We start from the raw sequence: 16,832 nt of genomic DNA, 5'->3' as shown, positions 1-16,832 counted from the left end.
CTCGTGCGCATGTGTCATGGATGTGTTCGTCAGCCAGAGGGCATTCGCCCTGAACTTGCCGCCGTAACGGGAAGTGCTCCGTGCCCAGCTTTTTGTCGCTGGCGCGATTCAGATCGCAAGCAGCATGCTGAGGCCAGACAGTGCGATCACGGCGAGGCTTGTACGATCCTTGAACGCAAACACGATCGGGTCGTCGTGCATCGTGCCGCGGAATGCACACATCCAGATTCGACTGACCCAGAAGAGCGTGAGCGCAAATGTCGCCCACAATGCCTGCGGATGGAGATATAGCGCCTTCATTTCCGGTGTGTTCAGATAAAGCGCAAGCACCAGCACGGCGAGGTACGCAGAAGCGGTGCCAAAAGAGCGCAGGATCGAGATGTCCTGCGTGATGTAGCCGCGCCCCGCGGCTTCCGTCTTGCCTTCGCGCAGGATCGCGTCGAGTTCGACATAGCGCTTGACCATTGCGAGCGAAAGGAAAATCGGCACGCAGAACAGGATCAGCCAGTACGAGAGCGGAATGCCGGTCGCCGCGCCGCCAGCGATCACGCGCACTGTGTAGAGGCAAGCAAGCGTGAACACATCGACGAGCGTCATGCGCTTGAGCGCGAACGAGTAGGCGACAGTAGTCACGAAATAGGCGGCCAGTACGGCGCAAAACTCCGGCGGCAGGAGGGCCGCAAGGCCGCCGCTGGCGGTGAGCAGTGCAACGGTGAGCACGATGCCGAATTTTAGCGACAGCTTTCCCGAAGCGAACGGCCGGCTGCGCTTGCGCGCGTGGCGGCGGTCGGCGTCGAGATCGAGCATGTCGTTAAGCAGGTACACCGACGAAGCGGCCAGGCTGAAGGAGAGAAACGCGATGCAGGCGGCAGCGAGCGCGGAACGATCCGTAAAACGGTGTGCGGTGAGAAGCGGCACGAAGATCAGCACGTTCTTCACCCATTGATGCACGCGCATTTCCTTGAGCACGAGCGGAATCAGTTGGCGCTTTTGCTCGAAAAAGATAATGGCGACATTTGTCTTGCGGGCCGCAGCAGCGATGTGCCTGTCGCCCACCACGATTGCCTGGCGGGCTTGGCGCCATACCGGCAAATCGGCACGCGCATCGCCGCAGTAGTCGAAGCCGTGGTCACCGAACTGCTCAACTAGCGCTCGCGCCTTGTTCTTGCCGAGCAGGTTGTTGCTGACCGTGCTCGCGAGCACGCCGGTAAAGAGCCCAACGTGTGCGGCGATCTGGGCGGCGAGGCGCTGGTTAGTCGCCGTGCACAGATACAGGTCGCGCCCGCTTGCTCGCTCGTCGCGCAGCCAGGCGAGTAGTTCGGTGTTGTAGGGCAGGACGCCGACGTCGATGTTCACGCGCTGTGCGATCTGCTCTTTCAGGTAGGCACGCCCGCGCAGCGCCCAGGCGAAGCACAGAAAGATCGACAGTGGACTTTGTTTGACGAGCACAAAGAAGGCTTCAAACAACAGGTCGGTGCGCGTTAGCGTTCCGTCCAGGTCCACACACAGCGGGACAGGTTGTGCTGCGGGCGTGGCCATGTTCATTCTCCGTGCCGGGGCAGGAACAGGTGGACCAGTTGTTGGCGCGTCGTGCGGGGCGGGCGGCACTCGCACTGTCCGCGGTCCGGGAACGCATCGTAGCTACGGCGGCGTAGGGCCTCTGTGCTGCAACGCACACGTGGTCAGGAAAAAACGAAGCGCTTGTCGAGGTGGTATTTCGTGACATAGCCGATCACCAGACCGAGTGCGCCACCAGCAAGGCGCGCGATTTCCCCGTGAAAGAGTGCATCCGCGGCGAATTCCACCGCCCAGAAAACGACGGTGGTGCCGAGTCCCATGGCAACGTACAGGGTGAACGTCCGCACACCGTGTGCAACGCTGCGGTGCTCGTAGCGGAATATCCAGGCCTTGTCGAGCAGGTATTTGACGACCAACCCGACGCCTGTTCCGACGCAGACCGAAATTGGAACTGCATACAGGCCCTGGTACAGGTGAAACGCGAGGCTCTGGCTGCCTAAATTCGCGCCGATTGAAATGGCCGCGAACACCGCATACCAGAACACGAGCCGCGAGCGGCTGAGCGTCATGCTGGCTGCTGGGCTGCTCACAGGGAAATCCTCTTGAATACGAAACCAGGCAGCGAGCGGATCACGAGCATGATTTCTGCCCAGAACCACGGCGTGTAAATCGAATCCTTGCCGCGCTCCACGGCGCGCACGATGTCTGTCGCCACGCGTTCGGGCGAAGCGACGAGCGGGCCCGGCAGCGCGAGTCCAGCTGTCATTGGCGTGTTCACAAAACCCGGCTTGATCGTCAGGACCTTCACGTTCGACTTGAAGAGCCGCGCGCGCAGCCCTTCGCAGAAGGTCGTCACCGCCGCCTTGGCGGTGCCGTAGACGTAGTTCGAAGGGCGCCCGCGGTCGCCTGCCACCGACGAGATAACGGCGATCGAACCGCTCTTCTGTGCCTCGAACACGGTGGCCAGCAGGGTGAGCAGGGCGATCGTCGAGAGGGCGTTGACGGTGATCTCGCGCACCGCGGCCTGTGGGTCGCGTTCGCACTCCGACTGGTCGGAGAGCGTGCCGTGCGCAAGTAGAACGATGTCGATGCGGCCAAGCTCTGTCATGGCGGCGTCGAGCATGGGGCGGTGCTGATCGAAATCGTTCACGTCGAGCACGAACGTGCCGACTCGGCCAGCACCGCGTACGCGCAGGTCCTGAGCGACGGCTTCGAGCCGCGTCGCGTGGCGCCCGGCAAGCATGAAGTTCGCGCCGCCCTTGATCCATTCTCGAGCACAGGCGGCGGCGATGGCGGAGGAGCCGCCTACGATCAGAATGTTCTTGTCCATTACCGGGTTGTCCGTTGCCAGAAGCGCGACATCAAGGCCGGGTCGCGCAATTGTTCGAGGGCCTGCCATGCGGGATAGGCGGCACGGAAATCCGCACCGGTCATGTGGGCGTCCTTGGCCGGATATTGGCGGCCGCCCGCTTCACGCACGATCGAGTCGAGTCGCGCGAAAAGCGTCGCGTTGCGCGAGTCGCGTTGGGGAAAGTCGAGGGCGAGCGAAATTCCCTGCATCGGGAACGAGAGCAGCCCAGGAGAGACGAGCGGACCACAGCGCTTGAGCACCGCGAGGAATGAGCCCGCATGGGTCGAGGCGATCGCGTCGAGGAACGCGTGCAAAGCGTCGCGGGCCGTGTCATCAGGCACGACGAATTGATACTGCTGAAAGCCGCGTCGCCCGTACAGGCGATTCCATTCCCCGATGCTGTCGAGCGGATAGAAGTAACTCGCGCAGTTGACCACGGCGGGCCCTGCCTTGCTCGCCGCCCGGCGGTAGTAGAACTCATTGAAGAGCTTCAGCGTATAGCGGTTCACGGGGGACCACGGCAGAGCGAACGGCACGCGCCGCACGCGGCGGTGCGGCATGTCGAAGCAGCGGTCGGTTGCATGGTCGGCACTGACATAGATGCCGCGCCCAAGCGAGGCGCCGCGCCCTAAACAGTCGATCCACGCCACGCCGTATTCGTGCTTCGCGTCGTACTCGTTCGACAGTGCAAGAAACTCGTCGAGATTGCCGAAGGGACGGGTGTGGGTGGCCAGGCGGCTCGACTCGACAGGCATGAGTTGCAACTCGACCCATTCGACGATCCCTGTCAGGCCGAGGCCGCCGATCGTTGCGCGATAGAACTCCGCGTTTTCTTCGGGCGCGCATTCAAGCGGCTCGCAATCGGAGCGCAGCAGCGAAAAGCGAAGCACATGTCGTCCGAAGGTGCCGCGCACGTGGTGGTTTTTGCCGTGCACGTCGTTGGCGAGCGCGCCGCCGAGCGTTACGAATTGCGTACCGGGCGTGACAGGCAACATCCAGCCGCGTGGCACCGCAAGCGCAAGCACGTCGCCGAGCGTGGCGCCCGCTTCAGCGCGAATGACGCCGGTTTTCCAATCCGCGGCAATGAAGCGATCAAGACCGCGAAGCATGAGGACGTGGTCAGTGGCGGCAAGACAACTGTCGCCATAGCTGCGCCCGTTGCCGAACGGCAATGTCGTGCCGAAGCGCTTGCCGGCATCGCGGAGCGCAGTCTGTGCGTTCTCCCGCCAACCGGGCTCGCGGCCGGTTTGCGGTGCGTACGGATAGTGGCCCCAGGAACTGAGCTTCGAGACGCTCATGACATGCGGTCGTGGGTTAATGGATTAACAGTACGCGCATATTAGGGAGACTGCGCCGGGACTACCGTTCGCCGGAACACAAAGTCCGCCTTCCGGCATACGAACTCTGCCTTGCCGGCAGCGTTCGCGATCACAGGCTCTGCATTCGATCGGGATACGTCCCTCAGGAATAGCGATGCGTAGCGTCGCCGAATTCGAGGCAAGCGAACTACCTTGCGATCTCATGGTCCGAGCGCTGTATTTCTATCGCATCCGTGAGCGGCGCTGCTTTACATGGCGGAACAAACCTGCCATTTGTCGGAGCACAGACGATTGCGATCATGTATGGCCGCGGCCAACATCGCGGATTTCCTGGCATTACCAACACCTTCTGAGCGTTCAAGTTCGTCGCGCGATTCGCCACGTGCTACTGGACCCATTCCGTGTCACTTACTTGCAAAGGAGGAGCAGGCGCTCCTGGTCCGAACACGGCCGTGCATTGGCTTGTTCCGTGGCGGCGGCGCGTGGGGGCGCCGCCGCCTGCATCGCCGCGCGATGCGCGAAACACGCCTTCAGACGTCGCTCGACGGGCGGATAGTATTGCCAGCCTTTGCCGAGGACCGGTAGTTCGAGCTTCACCTGCTTCCACTTCGGATGGCCGTGCTCCTGCAGGTTGTCGAAGTTCGCGCAGAGCGAATCGGCAAAGCGCTTCAGGTTGCCGACCGTATCGCGCAGGTTGTAGTCATAGGTGACGAGAAAGGCCTTGACGGTCCACGTCGGCACGTCTTCCTTGAGCCAGTTCGGATAGCTCGATACGTGAATCGTCGCGGGATAGTAGGTTTGCTTTGCGCGCGCCGTCTCCGGCGCGTTCGCATCGACGCGCAGGAAGCGGATCTGCTGCAGCAGCTCGGGGTTCATGTCGGTGAAGAGCTTGGCGGGCTGTCCGGCGACGATGATCGCTACATCGATCTTCTTGACGATGAGCGCGGCGAGCGCGTCTTCGTTGCTCAGGTGCTGCGCGTTCTGCTCGGGAATCGGCTGGCCGAACATGAGGCGGTACAGCGTCGTCGCCGACTGCGCGGTGCCGCTGCCAATCAGGCCGACGCTGATCACCTTGTCCTTGATCTCGTTGATCGTCTTCATCGGCGAGTCGTTACGTACGACGAAATAAATCTCTTCGTCATAGAGCGGCATGATGAGCCGCAGCGGCCGTATCAGCGTGCCGGCCTCTTCGTTGCCGGAATGGGCCATGTCGACATAGGCCTGGTAGACGTCGGACTGCACGAGCGCGAGCTTCACGCCGGACTCGAACCGCATGCGCTGGACGTTTTCCGCCGAGCCTTTCGATGGGATCACTTCGAGGTCGATGCCCGCGGGTGGCGCGACCCATTTCGCCAGGTCCTGGCCGATCTGTATGTAGGTGCCGCGCTCCTGGCCGGTCACGATCTTGTAGTTCGCGTCTGCCGCGGCGGCGAGCGCGAGTGTCGAAAAGAGCAGGGTAATCAGCGCCGTCAGCCCCGCGAGCATCGTTTTCAGCATGGTCTCTCTCCCGCCTTGGATACGTTGTCCGGCAAACTTCCGTTTAATCTGTAATCGTTTTCAATGCATGCCTTCGGTGGATGGCGCGTGCTTCCATCCGAGTTGGCGAATCGCGCGCTCCTCGGCATCGACGCCGTTGTCGTTGCTGGCCGGACCCTGCGCGCCCGTGCTGGCCGATTCGTCCGCGGCGGACGCCGTGGCGCTCGCATTCGCGTTGCCGAGGTCGGTTGGATTCGCGTTCGCTGGCGTATTGGTCTTGCCCGGCAGCGGGGGAGGCGGCGCGGATGCGGGCGGGTCTTGCGATGCGGGCGGCGTGGCCGCGCCCGAATCTTGCGACGATGGCAACGGTACGGTGCGCGCATCGCGCGGCACTGGCACCGCTTCATCCACTTGGGCTGCGCCCCTCGGCGAACGGAGCGGCGACCAACCCGTCGCCAGGATGGCGCGCTCCATCAACGATCGCGCGTGCAGGCTGGTCGGATCGGTTGCGAGCGCCTCCGATGCCTGCTCCCGCACGCAATCCCAGGCGCGTTGCGAGGCACATCGGTCCGCGCTTTGCAGCGCGTTGTCGCGGCGTTGCTGCGCCGGCGCGTTGTTGCGCTGTGTCCCGTGCGCTTCGTCATTGTTCGCGTCACGCGCGAGTGCGCCATTCGCGTTTGGCAAGCTTTGCTCCGCGAGGCTCGCACGTGAGGCGCGTACTTCTCTTTCCTGCCCGCGTCTTTCGCCGTACAGCAGAAACGCAGCGTATGCGATTGCGACAATGAGCCAGATGAGGAGTACGCCCTTCGCAAAGCGCCCCTTGCCCCTGCGCCAGAACGGCCGCTGATCCTCGAGTTGATTGTGGTGCAGATAGTCAGGCTGCACCGCGGGGCGACTGGATGCGGCCGCCCCGGCGAGCGAGACCTTTGCGACGGCAGGGATAGGCGCTGCCGCGGAATCTAGGACTCTTAATGTCGCTTTGGAGCGCGCGTGCGCAACGGTATCCAGCGGACGATCCGCGCCGCAGTAAGGGCAGGAATCCGTCTGCTGGTAGAGCACTCCCCCACAGAGCTTGCATGGTGTGGGGAAACTCTGGTCACGAGCAATCTGAGCGGACATGCTGTCGTTCCACCGTCATGGCGACGCCATTTCGGCATGTTCAGGATCGTCGTTGAAGCGATCGGCGAGGCCTCGCGGAACCCACGATCTGCATGCGCAGGAGAGCGGCGGTGCCGGACCGGACGCTGCCGCTCGAAGGATCATATGAGCGATTTTCCATTCATCCGGTAATTGCCAGTGTTGTCTACCCCACACATGCGTAGCCGCGGCCGGCCAAAAGCCAGCGCGCTGGCGCGCTTTGAAACGCTCGGGCGGAGCTGGCGCGCGACGGGAGTCGGTGAGGCCGTGAATCCGGCGGACCGCCCCCGCGGCGGTTTCGTATGACCCTTTAATCGCTGAGCGTTGCCATCGGCACCGAGTCGGGGATTTCCCCGAGACGCGTCCTGGATGTTCGGCGGGCAGCGCGTGCCTGCTTCCGGGTCCGCGCGGATTCTTGTCCCGTCCAGTCAAATCGCGCGCTACAGCATTGTTTTAATTAAAGAAATTCCATTATATGGCACTAAAATCCGGGCTCCCGTCAGTTCAAGTTGGTGGGCAAATCGCGGTTCCAGGCGCGACAGCGACGTCCCATTCCGCCCTTCTTGAATTTGTCACTCCCCGTCCATATAATTAGCACTCACCGCATGAGAGTGCTAACAACTCCGGTGCGAACAACATCTCTGGCTGGCGGTAGTCGGCAGCCAGGTTTTCTTGAGTCGCTTCAAGTCCTAATCAAGAGAGGATCTATCCATGAACCTTCGTCCTTTGCATGATCGCGTGATCGTCAAGCGCCTGGATCAAGAAACCAAGACCGCTTCGGGCATCGTGATCCCGGACGCAGCGGCAGAAAAGCCGGACCAAGGCGAAGTCCTGGCCATCGGCCCGGGCAAGCGCGATGACAAGGGCGCCCTGATCGCGCTCGACGTGAAGGTCGGCGATCGCGTTCTGTTCGGCAAGTACGCTGGCCAGACCGTCAAGGTCGATGGCAACGAACTGCTCGTGATGCGCGAAGAAGACATCATGGCCGTGGTGAACAAGTAAGTTCATTCCACCGCTCACTATTCAAGAATTCAAGGAGTTAGAAGATGGCAGCTAAAGACGTCGTGTTCGGCGATTCCGCCCGTTCCAAGATGGTTGAAGGCGTGAACATTCTCGCCAACGCAGTGAAGGTCACGCTGGGTCCGAAGGGCCGCAACGTGGTCCTCGAGCGCTCGTTCGGCGGCCCGACGGTCACCAAGGACGGTGTCTCGGTCGCAAAGGAAATCGAGCTCAAGGACAAGCTCCAGAACATGGGCGCGCAAATGGTCAAGGAAGTCGCTTCCAAGACCAGCGACAACGCCGGTGACGGCACGACGACGGCGACGGTTCTGGCCCAGTCGATCGTCCGCGAAGGCATGAAGTACGTCGCATCGGGCATGAACCCGATGGACCTGAAGCGCGGCATCGACAAGGCCGTTGCAGCAGCAATCGAAGAGCTGCGCAAGGTGAGCAAGCCCTGCACGACCAACAAGGAAATCGCTCAAGTCGGCTCGATCTCGGCAAACAGCGACACGTCGATCGGCGACCGCATTGCTGAAGCGATGGACAAGGTCGGCAAGGAAGGCGTCATCACCGTCGAAGACGGCAAGTCGCTGCAAGACGAACTGGAAGTCGTCGAAGGTATGCAATTCGACCGCGGCTACCTCTCGCCGTACTTCATCAACAACCCGGACAAGCAAGTCGCCGTGCTGGAAAGCCCGTTCGTCCTGCTGTTCGACAAGAAGATCTCGAACATCCGTGATCTGCTGCCGGTTCTGGAACAAGTCGCGAAGGCTGGCCGTCCGCTCTTGATCATCGCTGAAGACGTCGAAGGCGAAGCGCTCGCAACGCTGGTCGTCAACAACATCCGTGGCATCCTGAAGACCGTCGCCGTCAAGGCTCCGGGCTTCGGCGACCGTCGCAAGGCCATGCTGGAAGACATCGCGATCCTGACCGGCGGTCAAGTCATCGCCGAAGAAACCGGCCTCACGCTCGAAAAGGCAACGCTGGCCGAACTCGGTCAAGCCAAGCGCATCGAAGTGGGCAAGGAAAACACGACGATCATCGACGGCGCTGGCGAAGCCGTGAACATCGAAGCGCGCGTGAAGCAAATCCGCACGCAAATCGAAGAAGCGACGTCGGACTACGACCGTGAAAAGCTGCAAGAGCGCGTTGCCAAGCTGGCAGGCGGCGTGGCAGTGATCAAGGTCGGCGCTGCGACCGAAGTCGAAATGAAGGAAAAGAAGGCACGCGTGGAAGACGCGCTGCACGCAACCCGCGCTGCCGTTGAAGAAGGCATCGTCCCGGGCGGCGGCGTCGCGCTGATCCGCGCACGTACGGCAATCGCCAGCGTGAAGGGCGCCAACGCAGACCAGGACGCCGGTATCAAGATCGTCCTGCGCGCAATGGAAGAGCCGCTGCGCCAGATCGTCACGAACGGCGGCGAAGAAGCTTCGGTCGTCGTGGCAGCGGTTGCTGCTGGCCAGGGCAACTACGGCTACAACGCAGCCACCGGCGAATACGTCGACATGGTTGAAGCCGGCGTGGTCGACCCGACGAAGGTCACGCGCACCGCACTGCAAAACGCAGCTTCGGTTGCCGGCCTGCTCCTGACGACGGACGCAGCTGTTGCTGAAGTGCCGAAGGAAGATGCTCCGATGCCCGGCGGCATGCCCGGCGGCATGGGCGGCATGGGCATGGACATGTAATTCAGGCTTTTGCCGAAATTACGTTGAAGTGCAGAAGTGCAGGGGACGCGCCGTGAGGCGTGTGCCCCTAGCCCGAAAAGAAGAGCCCGCAGCGATGCGGGCTTTTTTTCGTCTGTGCGGTTCGCGCGGCTGGCCTCCGCGCAGAAGGCCAAGCCGTAATCTTATTGCTTCGCTTCGCCGGGCGAGGCTTCGTCCGCGTCGTTGCTGCGCGCCCAGAAGAACCGGTCGGGCAGCCAGGCGCCCATCCCCGGCCTGAACGCGTTCTGCACGGCCTGATACACGTATTCCTGCGCCTCGCGCACGGCCTCTGGCGGCTCCTGCCCATTGGCAAGCAGCGCGGCGATGGCGGCGCCGAGCGTGTCGGTCAAGCCCATCATGGGCTGTGTGGAGCGGTCCCACAGGTCCTGGCGCAACTGGCCATCTTCGCAGTACAGCGTGTTGACCACGCGATGCGTGCCCGTTTCCATCGCCAGGATGTACTCGCAGCCGGTGGCGAGCAGATGCGCGATGGCGGCGTCGACGCTGGGCGCGTCCGCGTCGCCGTCCGGCTGCGCGAGTGCGATCAGCGTGGCGGAGTCAGCCACGAGCAGCGTGGTTTGCGGCACGAGCAAGTCGGCCATGGCTTCGCGCAGTTCGTCGGCGGCGAGCACGTGCTCGTCGTCGAGCGTGAAGTCGGGGGCGAGGATGAGCGGCAAGTCGTCGTAGTCGGCGACCACCTCGGCGATCGCGCTCACGACCTCGGCGCGCGCGCCCGCACCCACCTTGAATGCCGCAATGGGCATGTCTTCGAGCAGCATGCGCGCCTGGGTGGCGACGGTTTCCGGGTCGAGGCCGGTCACTTCGTCGCAGCCTGCGGAGTCGCGCACCGTGTAGCCGGTCAGCGCGGTCACGCCGTGGCAACCCATGCTGGCGAGCGTGAGCAGGTCGGCCTGGAGTCCGCCGCCGCCGGTCGGGTCGGAAAGGCCGAAGGTGAGGACGATGGGAGGGGTGTCGCTGGGCATGAACGTGGCGAGATGGATTGGACTTCGGGCGCGGCGTACCGTGCCGTCATAAGAGAATGCTTCAATTATGCGGCCTATCGATGAATCCGGGGGACGGATGCCCCCGGCGCGCGCGAGGATTTTTCCGCGCCGCACGGGCCGCTCGCGGCGACGCGTTCTGTTTGACCGGGTGCAGGTCCGATTTCCTCTTGCTAGGCATGGAAACGGCAACAAGGTACCATCATGGCTCTCGTTCCCCTGATTTTTTCCCCGACTGGTTTCGGACTTTTCGACGCGGCATAAGAATGGAATATAGAAGCTGGATGTGCCTGATCTGCGGCTGGATTTACGACGAAGAAGCCGGTTTGCCAGACGAAGGCATTGCCCCCGGCACGCGCTGGGAGGATGTCCCGATCAACTGGACCTGTCCTGAGTGCGGCGCGCGCAAGGAAGACTTCGAGATGGTCCAGATCTGAGCGTGTTGCCCAGGTAGCTGGCGTTAGCCGGCGCGCAGTCTGGCTGCAGATTCCAGAAGTGTGGCGGGCGGAGTGCGGTGTCGCAACGGCGGGCACCGCATTTGCGCTTGCCGTCGCGGTTGACGCTAACGTCGACGCTATTGGTCGAGATTGCCCGCCTGGTCGGCCCGCTAATGTTTTCGGCGCTGCCCTATGAGTCATCCTTCAAGCTCTGATGTGCGGTTCGAAGCGTTGCCCAATCCGCGCGGCGGCACGGTGCCGTTCGCGCATGGCGCGCTCGCCCAGGCGCTCGCCGCGCTCGAAGAGCAGCGTGACGTGGCCCGGCCGCTGCGCCAGGCTGCCCGCACGCTGCACGACGCCGGCTGGCTCGCCGCCGCGCGCTTTGCCGATACACTGCTCCTGGCTTCGCCGCTCGCGCTCGCCGCGCCGGTGCCCGTAGAGCCGCCGCCGGGCTTGCCTGCGCGGCCGCTCCATGCGCCCGAGGAAGCGCAGGGCGCTGAAATCCGCGCCTTGTTCAGCGAGGCGCTCGAAGATCTCGTCGCCGCGCTGGAACGCCGCAATCTGCGCGAGTTGGCGTGCTCGCCCGCGCTCTTTGCGCGGCAGCACGCGCTCGTGGCCGCACTGGCGGAGCACGTGCCGGGCATCGCGCTCGCCTACGAGGATGTGGCGCTGCAGGGCAGGCCGCTCGCGCCTGCTTCGTTGCATCCGCAGCCGGCACAGCGTTTTGGTCAAGTGCGCGCGCGCTTCGAGCAGGCGCTGCTGCATGCGCTGAAATCGCAAACCGGCAAGGGCAGTCGTGCGGCCAATGCGCTCGCGCTCGCGGCGTTCGACGAAATGGACGCCTGCATGGCCGAGCTATCGAGTCCCGATCCGTACGACTTCTGGCGGCTTGCCGCTGCGTGCAGCCGCGCGCTGCGGCGCGGCGTGGCGTCGTGGGGCGACGAGGGCGTGCGGCGGCTTTACACGCGCTGCAATCTGCTGATCGGCGAGCACGCGCGCGGCTTGCGCTTCGCGCCGCAAACGCTCGTGCGTTCGACGCTGGCGTTGCTATGGCGCGATTACGCGCTCTTCGGGGCCGCCGCGGAAGACACCGCGGACGTCGATCTGCTGCACGACTACGGCTTGACCGTGGAATGGCACATTGCCGGCACGCAAGCCTCGGAAGCGCTGTGGGAAGCCGGCAGCGCGCAGGCCGGTGCGCTCGCGGCGCGCGTGGCGCCTACGCGTGAGCTGGGTGCGCTGGTCGTGAACGGCAACGCGTATGAAGATTTCCTGCAGACTGCCGATGCGGCGATGATCGCGCTCGGCACGCACTCACGCACGTTGACGTTGCGCGGCGCGGGCGCGGAGGCGGCCGACGCGCTGGTCGCGGCCGAGGCGGCGTATCGAATCGGCGCGGCGGCCTGGGCGCTCGGTCTCGGGCACGTCGCTCAGCTCGCGGATGCACTGGGCCTCGCCTGGCGGCGCACCGCGCACGCGGCAACGCTCGCGGCGCTCGAGGCGCGGGGCGCGCCGTCGGTGCAGGCGCCCGGCGCCGAGGCGATCGAGCACGCCAGCGAGGCGTTGCGCGCCATGCTGCACAAGGTCGCGGCGGGCGTCGCGCAGCCCGACGCCACGCCGGCGGTGCGTGCGCTTGGGGCGGCGATCGTCGGCGTCGCGGCACAAACCGCAGCGCTGCCTGCAGTGCAATCCATTGCGCACTGAATGAAGGGGGCAGGCGGATCAGCGGCGCGCGACTGCCCGCCCAGGCACCGGGCACCCGCCTTGCGCCATCCGCCCATTGCTTTGCAAGGGCAAAGTGCGCGCGTGTTAGAGTGAGCCATTCCCTGCAATGCGCAACCCGTAGCGGCCGGCAAAGTGCGAGGCAGCCATCGGGCGCCCGACCTCCGGCCTGGCAGCGCGCCGCCATTGCGCATCGTCTTTGCTAGAATTCAAACCATGTCCAAGAGTACCGATCGCATCAATCTGACCAACCAGTTCCTGATCGCCATGCCGAACATGGCGGACCCCACGTTTTCAGGAACGGTGGTCTACCTTTGCGATCATTCGGAGCGCGGCGCGCTCGGTCTCGTCATCAATCGGCCCACCGACATCGATCTCGAGGCACTCTTTTCCCGCATCGACCTGAAGCTCGAAATCGAGCCGCTCCTGCACGTGCCCGTCTATTTCGGCGGCCCGGTGCAGACCGAGCGGGGCTTCGTGCTGCACGCGCCCGCCGAGGGTACGAGCTATACGTCGTCGATGTCGGTGCCGGGCGGGCTCGAGATGACCACCTCGAAGGACGTGCTCGAAGCCGTCGCCAACGGCAGCGGCCCCGAGCGTTTCCTGCTCACGCTCGGCCATGCCGGCTGGGGTGCAGGTCAGCTCGAGGACGAAATCTCGAAGAACGGCTGGCTCACGGTCGAGGCCGATCCGAAGATCGTGTTCGACGTGCCCGCCGAAGAGCGTTTCGAGGCGGCGCTCGCGCTGCTCGGCATTTCGTCGACGATGCTCTCGGGCGAGGCGGGTCACGCATGAGCGTGGCCGCTGGGCGAGGGGCCGGCGAGGCCACCTTGCTTGCGTTCGATTACGGCGAAAAGCGCATCGGCGTGGCGCTCGGCAATGCGCTCACGCGCAGCGCCCGGGCGCTCACCGTCATCCCCAACAAGAGTCGCGACTACCGCTTCGAAGCGATAGGCGAGTTGCTGCGCGAATGGCAGCCCGATCTGCTCGTGGTCGGTTTGCCGTGCCATCCAGATGGCACGCCACACATCATGACGCAGCACGCGAAGCGCTTTGGCAACCAGCTCAACGGCCGCTTCGGTCTGCGCGTGGTGTGGGTGGACGAGCGCTATTCGTCCGTCGATGCCGAAGCGCGGCTGCGTGAGCGCGGCGAACGCGTCGAACATGTCGACGCCGAAGCGGCCTCCGTGATTCTCCAGCAGTACCTCGACGAACTCCCGCTCTGACTGGCCTGCGAGTTGCCCGATGATCATTCCCGACGCTGAAGCGCTGTACTTCGCCCTTCTCGACGAGATTCGCGCGGCTCATCACGCCGATGCGTTTGGCGCGCCTGGCGGCGTGGCGATCGTCGGCATTCACAGCGGTGGCGCGTGGATCGCCGAGCGGCTCGCGCAGGACGTCGGCGCGCTCGAATGGGGCGTGCTCAACGTCGCGCTGCATCGCGATGACTATGCGAAGAAGGGCTCGCACAGCAAGGCGAGTTCAACCACGCTGCCCTTCGCGGTCGAAGGCCGCCACATTCTGCTCGTCGACGATGTGCTCTACACGGGCAGCACCGTGCGCGCCGCGCTCAACGAACTCTATGATTACGGGCGGCCGGCCTCCGTCGAACTCGCGGTGCTCGCCGAGCTCGGCGGCCGAGAACTGACGGTGTCTGCGCGTTTCACCGGCGGCGCGGTGAGCGTTGGTGCACACGAAACGCTCGTACTTGCACACAACCCCGACGGCCGCTTCGCCTTTGAAGTCGAGCCGGGCAGCGGCAGCTGACGCGCATCGAACCCGTTCGGCGGCTGCTACGGCAGAAGCGCAGGCACGCCCGCCGCCCATCACATCCAGGACACGCGATGAACCCACAGCCCACGTCCGCAGCGTCCACAGCGGACGACAAGCGTTTTCGCTACGGCTTCCTCAAGGGCAATCCGCAGCTCACGAAGAATGGTGAGCTCAAACACCTGCTGTCGATCGAGGGCCTCTCTCGCGCGATTGTCACGCATGTGCTCGACACCGCCCCGCAGTTCGTGAGCGTGACTGACCGCGACGTGAAGAAGGTGCCGCTGCTGCGCGGCAAGTCGGTGTTCAACCTGTTCTTCGAGAACTCCACGCGCACCCGCACCACGTTCGAGATCGCGGCCGCGCGTCTTTCGGCAGACGTGCTCAACCTGAACATCAACGCTTCATCGACGAGCAAGGGCGAATCGCTGCTTGACACCATCGGCAATCTATCGGCGATGCACGCCGACATGTTCGTCGTGCGCCACGCGTCGAGCGGCGCGCCGTACCTGATCGCCGAGCACTGCGCGCCGCACGTGCACGTGATCAACGCCGGCGACGGCCGCCACGCGCACCCGACGCAAGGCCTGCTCGACATGTACACGATCCGCCACTACAAGCGCGACTTCACGAACTTGCGCGTGGCGATCGTGGGCGACATCCTGCACTCGCGTGTGGCGCGCTCGGACATCCACGCGCTGACCACGCTCGGCGTGCCCGAAGTGCGCGCCATCGGTCCGCGCACGCTGTTGCCGGGCGGCCTAGAGCAGATGGGCGTCCGCGTGTTTCATAACCTCGACGAAGGCCTGAAGGATGTGGACGTCATCATCATGCTGCGCCTGCAGAACGAGCGCATGAGCGGCGCGCTGCTGCCCTCCGCGCAGGAGTACTTCAAGAGCTGGGGCTTGACGCCCGAGCGCCTCGCGCTCGCCGCGCCCGACGCGATCGTCATGCATCCAGGGCCGATGAATCGCGGCGTGGAGATCGACTCGCAGGTCGCCGACGGTCCGCAGTCGGTGATCCTCGACCAGGTGAGCTTCGGCATTGCGGTGCGCATGGCGGTGATGGGCATCGTCGCCGGTAACAACGATTAAAGCCGCGAAGGACAGGGCAATAGATGAAGATCCATATTGAAGGCGGCACGCTGATCGATCCGGCGGCCGGAACCGAACAGCAGCAGGACGTGTACATCGAAGCGGGCAAGATTGCGGCGCTCGGCGCGGCGCCCGCGGGCTTCCAGGCGGACCGCACGCTCGACGCGCGCGGCCTCTTGGTTGCGCCCGGTCTCGTCGACCTGAGCGCGCGCCTGCGCGAACCGGGATACGAGCACAAGGCCACGCTCGATTCTGAGATGTACGCGGCGCTCGCGGGCGGCGTGACGACTCTTGTGTGCCCGCCGGACACCGACCCCGTGCTCGACGAAGCCGGCCTCGTCGAGATGCTCAAGCACCGCGCGGGCAAGCTCGCGCGGGCGCAGGTGCATCCGCTGGGCGCGCTCACCGTGGGCCTGAAAGGGCAGGTGATCACCGAGATGGTGTCGCTGACCGAGGCGGGCTGCATCGGCTTCACGCAAGCCGACACACCGATCGCCGATACTCAGGTCCTGCTGTGCGCGCTGCAGTACGCGAGCACCTATGGCTACGCCGTGTGGCTGCGGCCGCAGGACGCCTATCTCTCGAAGGGCGGCGTGGCCGCGAGCGGCGCGCTGGCTTCGCGCCTCGGCCTCTCCGGCGTGCCGGTGAGCGCGGAGACGATCGCGCTGAATACGTTGTTCGAACTGATGCGCGTGACGGGTGCGCGCGTGCACGTGCAGCATCTTTCGTCGGCGGCGGGCGTGGCGCTCGTGCGTACGGCGAAAGCCGAGGGCTTGCTCGTGACCTGCGACGTGACGGCCAACCATCTGCATCTGATCGATATGGACATCGGCTATTTCGACGCGCAGTTCCGGCTCGACCCGCCGCTGCGCCAGCAGCGCGATCGCGAGGCGATTCGCGCGGGTCTCGCCGACGGCACGATCGACGCGATCTGCTCGCAGCACACACCCGTGGACGACGACGAAAAGCTGCTGCCCTTCGCCGAAGCGACGCCGGGCGCGACGGGCCTTGAGTTACTCCTCTCTTTGACCGTGAAATGGGCGCAGGAAGCGCGCGTGCCGCTCGCGAAGGCGCTCGCCCATGTGACGGCGGCGCCGGCGGCGGTGATGCAACGTGACGCAGGGCGGCTCGCCGTGGGCGCGAGCGCGGACCTCTGCGTGTTCGATCCCCATGCGCACTGGCGCGTCGAGCCGCGTGCGCTCCAGAGTCAGGGACACAACACGCCGTTCCTCGGCTACGAACTGCCTGCTGTGGTGCGCGCGACGCTCGTGGCGGGGCGTGTGGGCTTCGAGCGAGAATGAC

General features: G+C 64.4%; 16 protein-coding genes. 9 read left to right on the top strand and 7 right to left on the bottom strand.

Annotated features, from left to right (window positions below; translation table 11 throughout):
- Window positions 1–108: 108 nt before the first annotated feature.
- The 6 genes from M3I53_RS24250 to M3I53_RS24225 all read right to left on the bottom strand — a co-directional run bounded on the left by M3I53_RS24250 (window position 109) and on the right by M3I53_RS24225 (window position 6,348).
- Window positions 109–1,539: a UbiA family prenyltransferase gene (locus M3I53_RS24250; protein WP_254318385.1), complete on the bottom strand. Its 1,431-nt coding sequence runs from the start codon at window positions 1,537–1,539 to the stop codon at window positions 109–111.
- A 143-nt stretch (window positions 1,540–1,682) separates the two neighbouring features.
- The gene (locus M3I53_RS24245; RefSeq protein WP_254318384.1) at window positions 1,683–2,087 is read right to left on the bottom strand and encodes a GtrA family protein; all 405 of its coding nucleotides are present in this window, start codon (window positions 2,085–2,087) and stop codon (window positions 1,683–1,685) included.
- 17 nt (window positions 2,088–2,104) lie between these two features.
- A complete protein-coding gene (locus tag M3I53_RS24240) occupies window positions 2,105–2,848 on the bottom strand; it encodes an SDR family oxidoreductase (protein WP_254318383.1) in 744 nt (247 codons plus the stop codon).
- Window positions 2,848–4,167 carry an FAD-binding oxidoreductase gene (locus tag M3I53_RS24235; RefSeq protein WP_254318382.1) on the bottom strand — a complete coding sequence of 440 codons (1,320 nt, stop codon included), beginning with the start codon at window positions 4,165–4,167 and terminating at the stop codon, window positions 2,848–2,850. The genes M3I53_RS24240 and M3I53_RS24235 overlap by 1 nt, the downstream gene beginning before the upstream one ends.
- A 429-nt stretch (window positions 4,168–4,596) precedes the next feature.
- The gene (locus tag M3I53_RS24230) at window positions 4,597–5,685 is read right to left on the bottom strand and encodes a TAXI family TRAP transporter solute-binding subunit (protein WP_254318381.1); all 1,089 of its coding nucleotides are present in this window, start codon (window positions 5,683–5,685) and stop codon (window positions 4,597–4,599) included.
- Window positions 5,686–5,745: 60 nt separating this feature from the next.
- Window positions 5,746–6,348, bottom strand: a complete 603-nt coding sequence (locus M3I53_RS24225; protein ID WP_254318380.1) for a hypothetical protein — start codon at window positions 6,346–6,348, stop codon at window positions 5,746–5,748.
- Between the two features lie 1,164 nt (window positions 6,349–7,512).
- Between M3I53_RS24225 and groES the strand changes: the two genes are divergently transcribed.
- Together groES and groL are read left to right on the top strand one after the other, a co-directional pair.
- Entirely contained in the window at window positions 7,513–7,803 is a 291-nt protein-coding gene (gene groES / locus M3I53_RS24220) for a co-chaperone GroES (RefSeq protein WP_028202123.1), read from the top strand.
- A 44-nt stretch (window positions 7,804–7,847) separates the two neighbouring features.
- Window positions 7,848–9,488, top strand: coding sequence for a chaperonin GroEL (groL, locus tag M3I53_RS24215; protein WP_042262253.1), 1,641 nt, complete (start codon window positions 7,848–7,850; stop codon window positions 9,486–9,488).
- A gap of 161 nt (window positions 9,489–9,649) precedes the next feature.
- Here the strand turns inward: groL and M3I53_RS24210 are convergent, their stop codons facing one another.
- Window positions 9,650–10,489: a hydroxymethylpyrimidine/phosphomethylpyrimidine kinase gene (locus tag M3I53_RS24210; RefSeq protein WP_254318379.1), complete on the bottom strand. Its 840-nt coding sequence runs from the start codon at window positions 10,487–10,489 to the stop codon at window positions 9,650–9,652.
- A 284-nt stretch (window positions 10,490–10,773) separates the two neighbouring features.
- Between M3I53_RS24210 and M3I53_RS24205 the strand changes: the two genes are divergently transcribed.
- From M3I53_RS24205 to M3I53_RS24175, 7 genes are all read left to right on the top strand, one after another.
- A complete protein-coding gene (locus M3I53_RS24205) occupies window positions 10,774–10,944 on the top strand; it encodes a rubredoxin (protein ID WP_008342674.1) in 171 nt (56 codons plus the stop codon).
- Window positions 10,945–11,136: 192 nt separating this feature from the next.
- Entirely contained in the window at window positions 11,137–12,648 is a 1,512-nt protein-coding gene (locus tag M3I53_RS24200; RefSeq protein ID WP_254318378.1) for a hypothetical protein, read from the top strand.
- 234 nt (window positions 12,649–12,882) lie between these two features.
- On the top strand, window positions 12,883–13,461 hold the full coding sequence (locus tag M3I53_RS24195; RefSeq protein WP_028202127.1) for a YqgE/AlgH family protein: 579 nt from the start codon (window positions 12,883–12,885) through the stop codon (window positions 13,459–13,461).
- Window positions 13,458–13,892 carry a Holliday junction resolvase RuvX gene (gene ruvX / locus M3I53_RS24190; protein WP_254318377.1) on the top strand — a complete coding sequence of 145 codons (435 nt, stop codon included), beginning with the start codon at window positions 13,458–13,460 and terminating at the stop codon, window positions 13,890–13,892. Before M3I53_RS24195 ends, ruvX begins: the two co-directional genes overlap by 4 nt.
- A 19-nt stretch (window positions 13,893–13,911) precedes the next feature.
- Window positions 13,912–14,433: a bifunctional pyr operon transcriptional regulator/uracil phosphoribosyltransferase PyrR gene (gene pyrR / locus M3I53_RS24185; RefSeq protein WP_254318376.1), complete on the top strand. Its 522-nt coding sequence runs from the start codon at window positions 13,912–13,914 to the stop codon at window positions 14,431–14,433.
- Between the two features lie 77 nt (window positions 14,434–14,510).
- Complete coding sequence (locus M3I53_RS24180; protein ID WP_254318375.1) at window positions 14,511–15,530, top strand: aspartate carbamoyltransferase catalytic subunit; 1,020 nt, start codon at window positions 14,511–14,513, stop codon at window positions 15,528–15,530.
- A gap of 23 nt (window positions 15,531–15,553) precedes the next feature.
- Window positions 15,554–16,831: a dihydroorotase gene (locus M3I53_RS24175; RefSeq protein ID WP_254318374.1), complete on the top strand. Its 1,278-nt coding sequence runs from the start codon at window positions 15,554–15,556 to the stop codon at window positions 16,829–16,831.
- Window position 16,832 lies beyond the last annotated feature (1 nt).

Origin of the sequence: Paraburkholderia sp. CNPSo 3272 (assembly GCF_024206495.1) — a bacterium.
Taxonomy (GTDB): Bacteria; Pseudomonadota; Gammaproteobacteria; order Burkholderiales; family Burkholderiaceae; genus Paraburkholderia.
The sequence above is the reverse complement of the archived record's forward strand: the minus strand, read 5'-3'. Positions and strand labels throughout refer to the sequence as shown.

Bases quoted from the DNA above. Each gene is read 5' to 3' on its own strand.
- M3I53_RS24240 (WP_254318383.1), bottom strand. From the start codon at position 2,848: ATGGACAAGAACATTCTGATCGTAGGCGGCTCCTCCGCCATCGCCGCC.
- M3I53_RS24195 (WP_028202127.1), top strand. From the start codon at position 12,883: ATGTCCAAGAGTACCGATCGCATCAATCTGACCAACCAGTTCCTGATC.
- M3I53_RS24205 (WP_008342674.1), top strand. From the start codon at position 10,774: ATGGAATATAGAAGCTGGATGTGCCTGATCTGCGGCTGGATTTACGAC.
- groES (WP_028202123.1), top strand. From the start codon at position 7,513: ATGAACCTTCGTCCTTTGCATGATCGCGTGATCGTCAAGCGCCTGGAT.
- ruvX (WP_254318377.1), top strand. From the start codon at position 13,458: ATGAGCGTGGCCGCTGGGCGAGGGGCCGGCGAGGCCACCTTGCTTGCG.
- M3I53_RS24175 (WP_254318374.1), top strand. From the start codon at position 15,554: ATGAAGATCCATATTGAAGGCGGCACGCTGATCGATCCGGCGGCCGGA.
- M3I53_RS24200 (WP_254318378.1), top strand. From the start codon at position 11,137: ATGAGTCATCCTTCAAGCTCTGATGTGCGGTTCGAAGCGTTGCCCAAT.
- groL (WP_042262253.1), top strand. From the start codon at position 7,848: ATGGCAGCTAAAGACGTCGTGTTCGGCGATTCCGCCCGTTCCAAGATG.
- pyrR (WP_254318376.1), top strand. From the start codon at position 13,912: ATGATCATTCCCGACGCTGAAGCGCTGTACTTCGCCCTTCTCGACGAG.
- M3I53_RS24210 (WP_254318379.1), bottom strand. From the start codon at position 10,489: ATGCCCAGCGACACCCCTCCCATCGTCCTCACCTTCGGCCTTTCCGAC.
- M3I53_RS24235 (WP_254318382.1), bottom strand. From the start codon at position 4,167: ATGAGCGTCTCGAAGCTCAGTTCCTGGGGCCACTATCCGTACGCACCG.
- M3I53_RS24245 (WP_254318384.1), bottom strand. From the start codon at position 2,087: ATGACGCTCAGCCGCTCGCGGCTCGTGTTCTGGTATGCGGTGTTCGCG.
- M3I53_RS24250 (WP_254318385.1), bottom strand. From the start codon at position 1,539: ATGGCCACGCCCGCAGCACAACCTGTCCCGCTGTGTGTGGACCTGGAC.
- M3I53_RS24180 (WP_254318375.1), top strand. From the start codon at position 14,511: ATGAACCCACAGCCCACGTCCGCAGCGTCCACAGCGGACGACAAGCGT.
- M3I53_RS24230 (WP_254318381.1), bottom strand. From the start codon at position 5,685: ATGCTGAAAACGATGCTCGCGGGGCTGACGGCGCTGATTACCCTGCTC.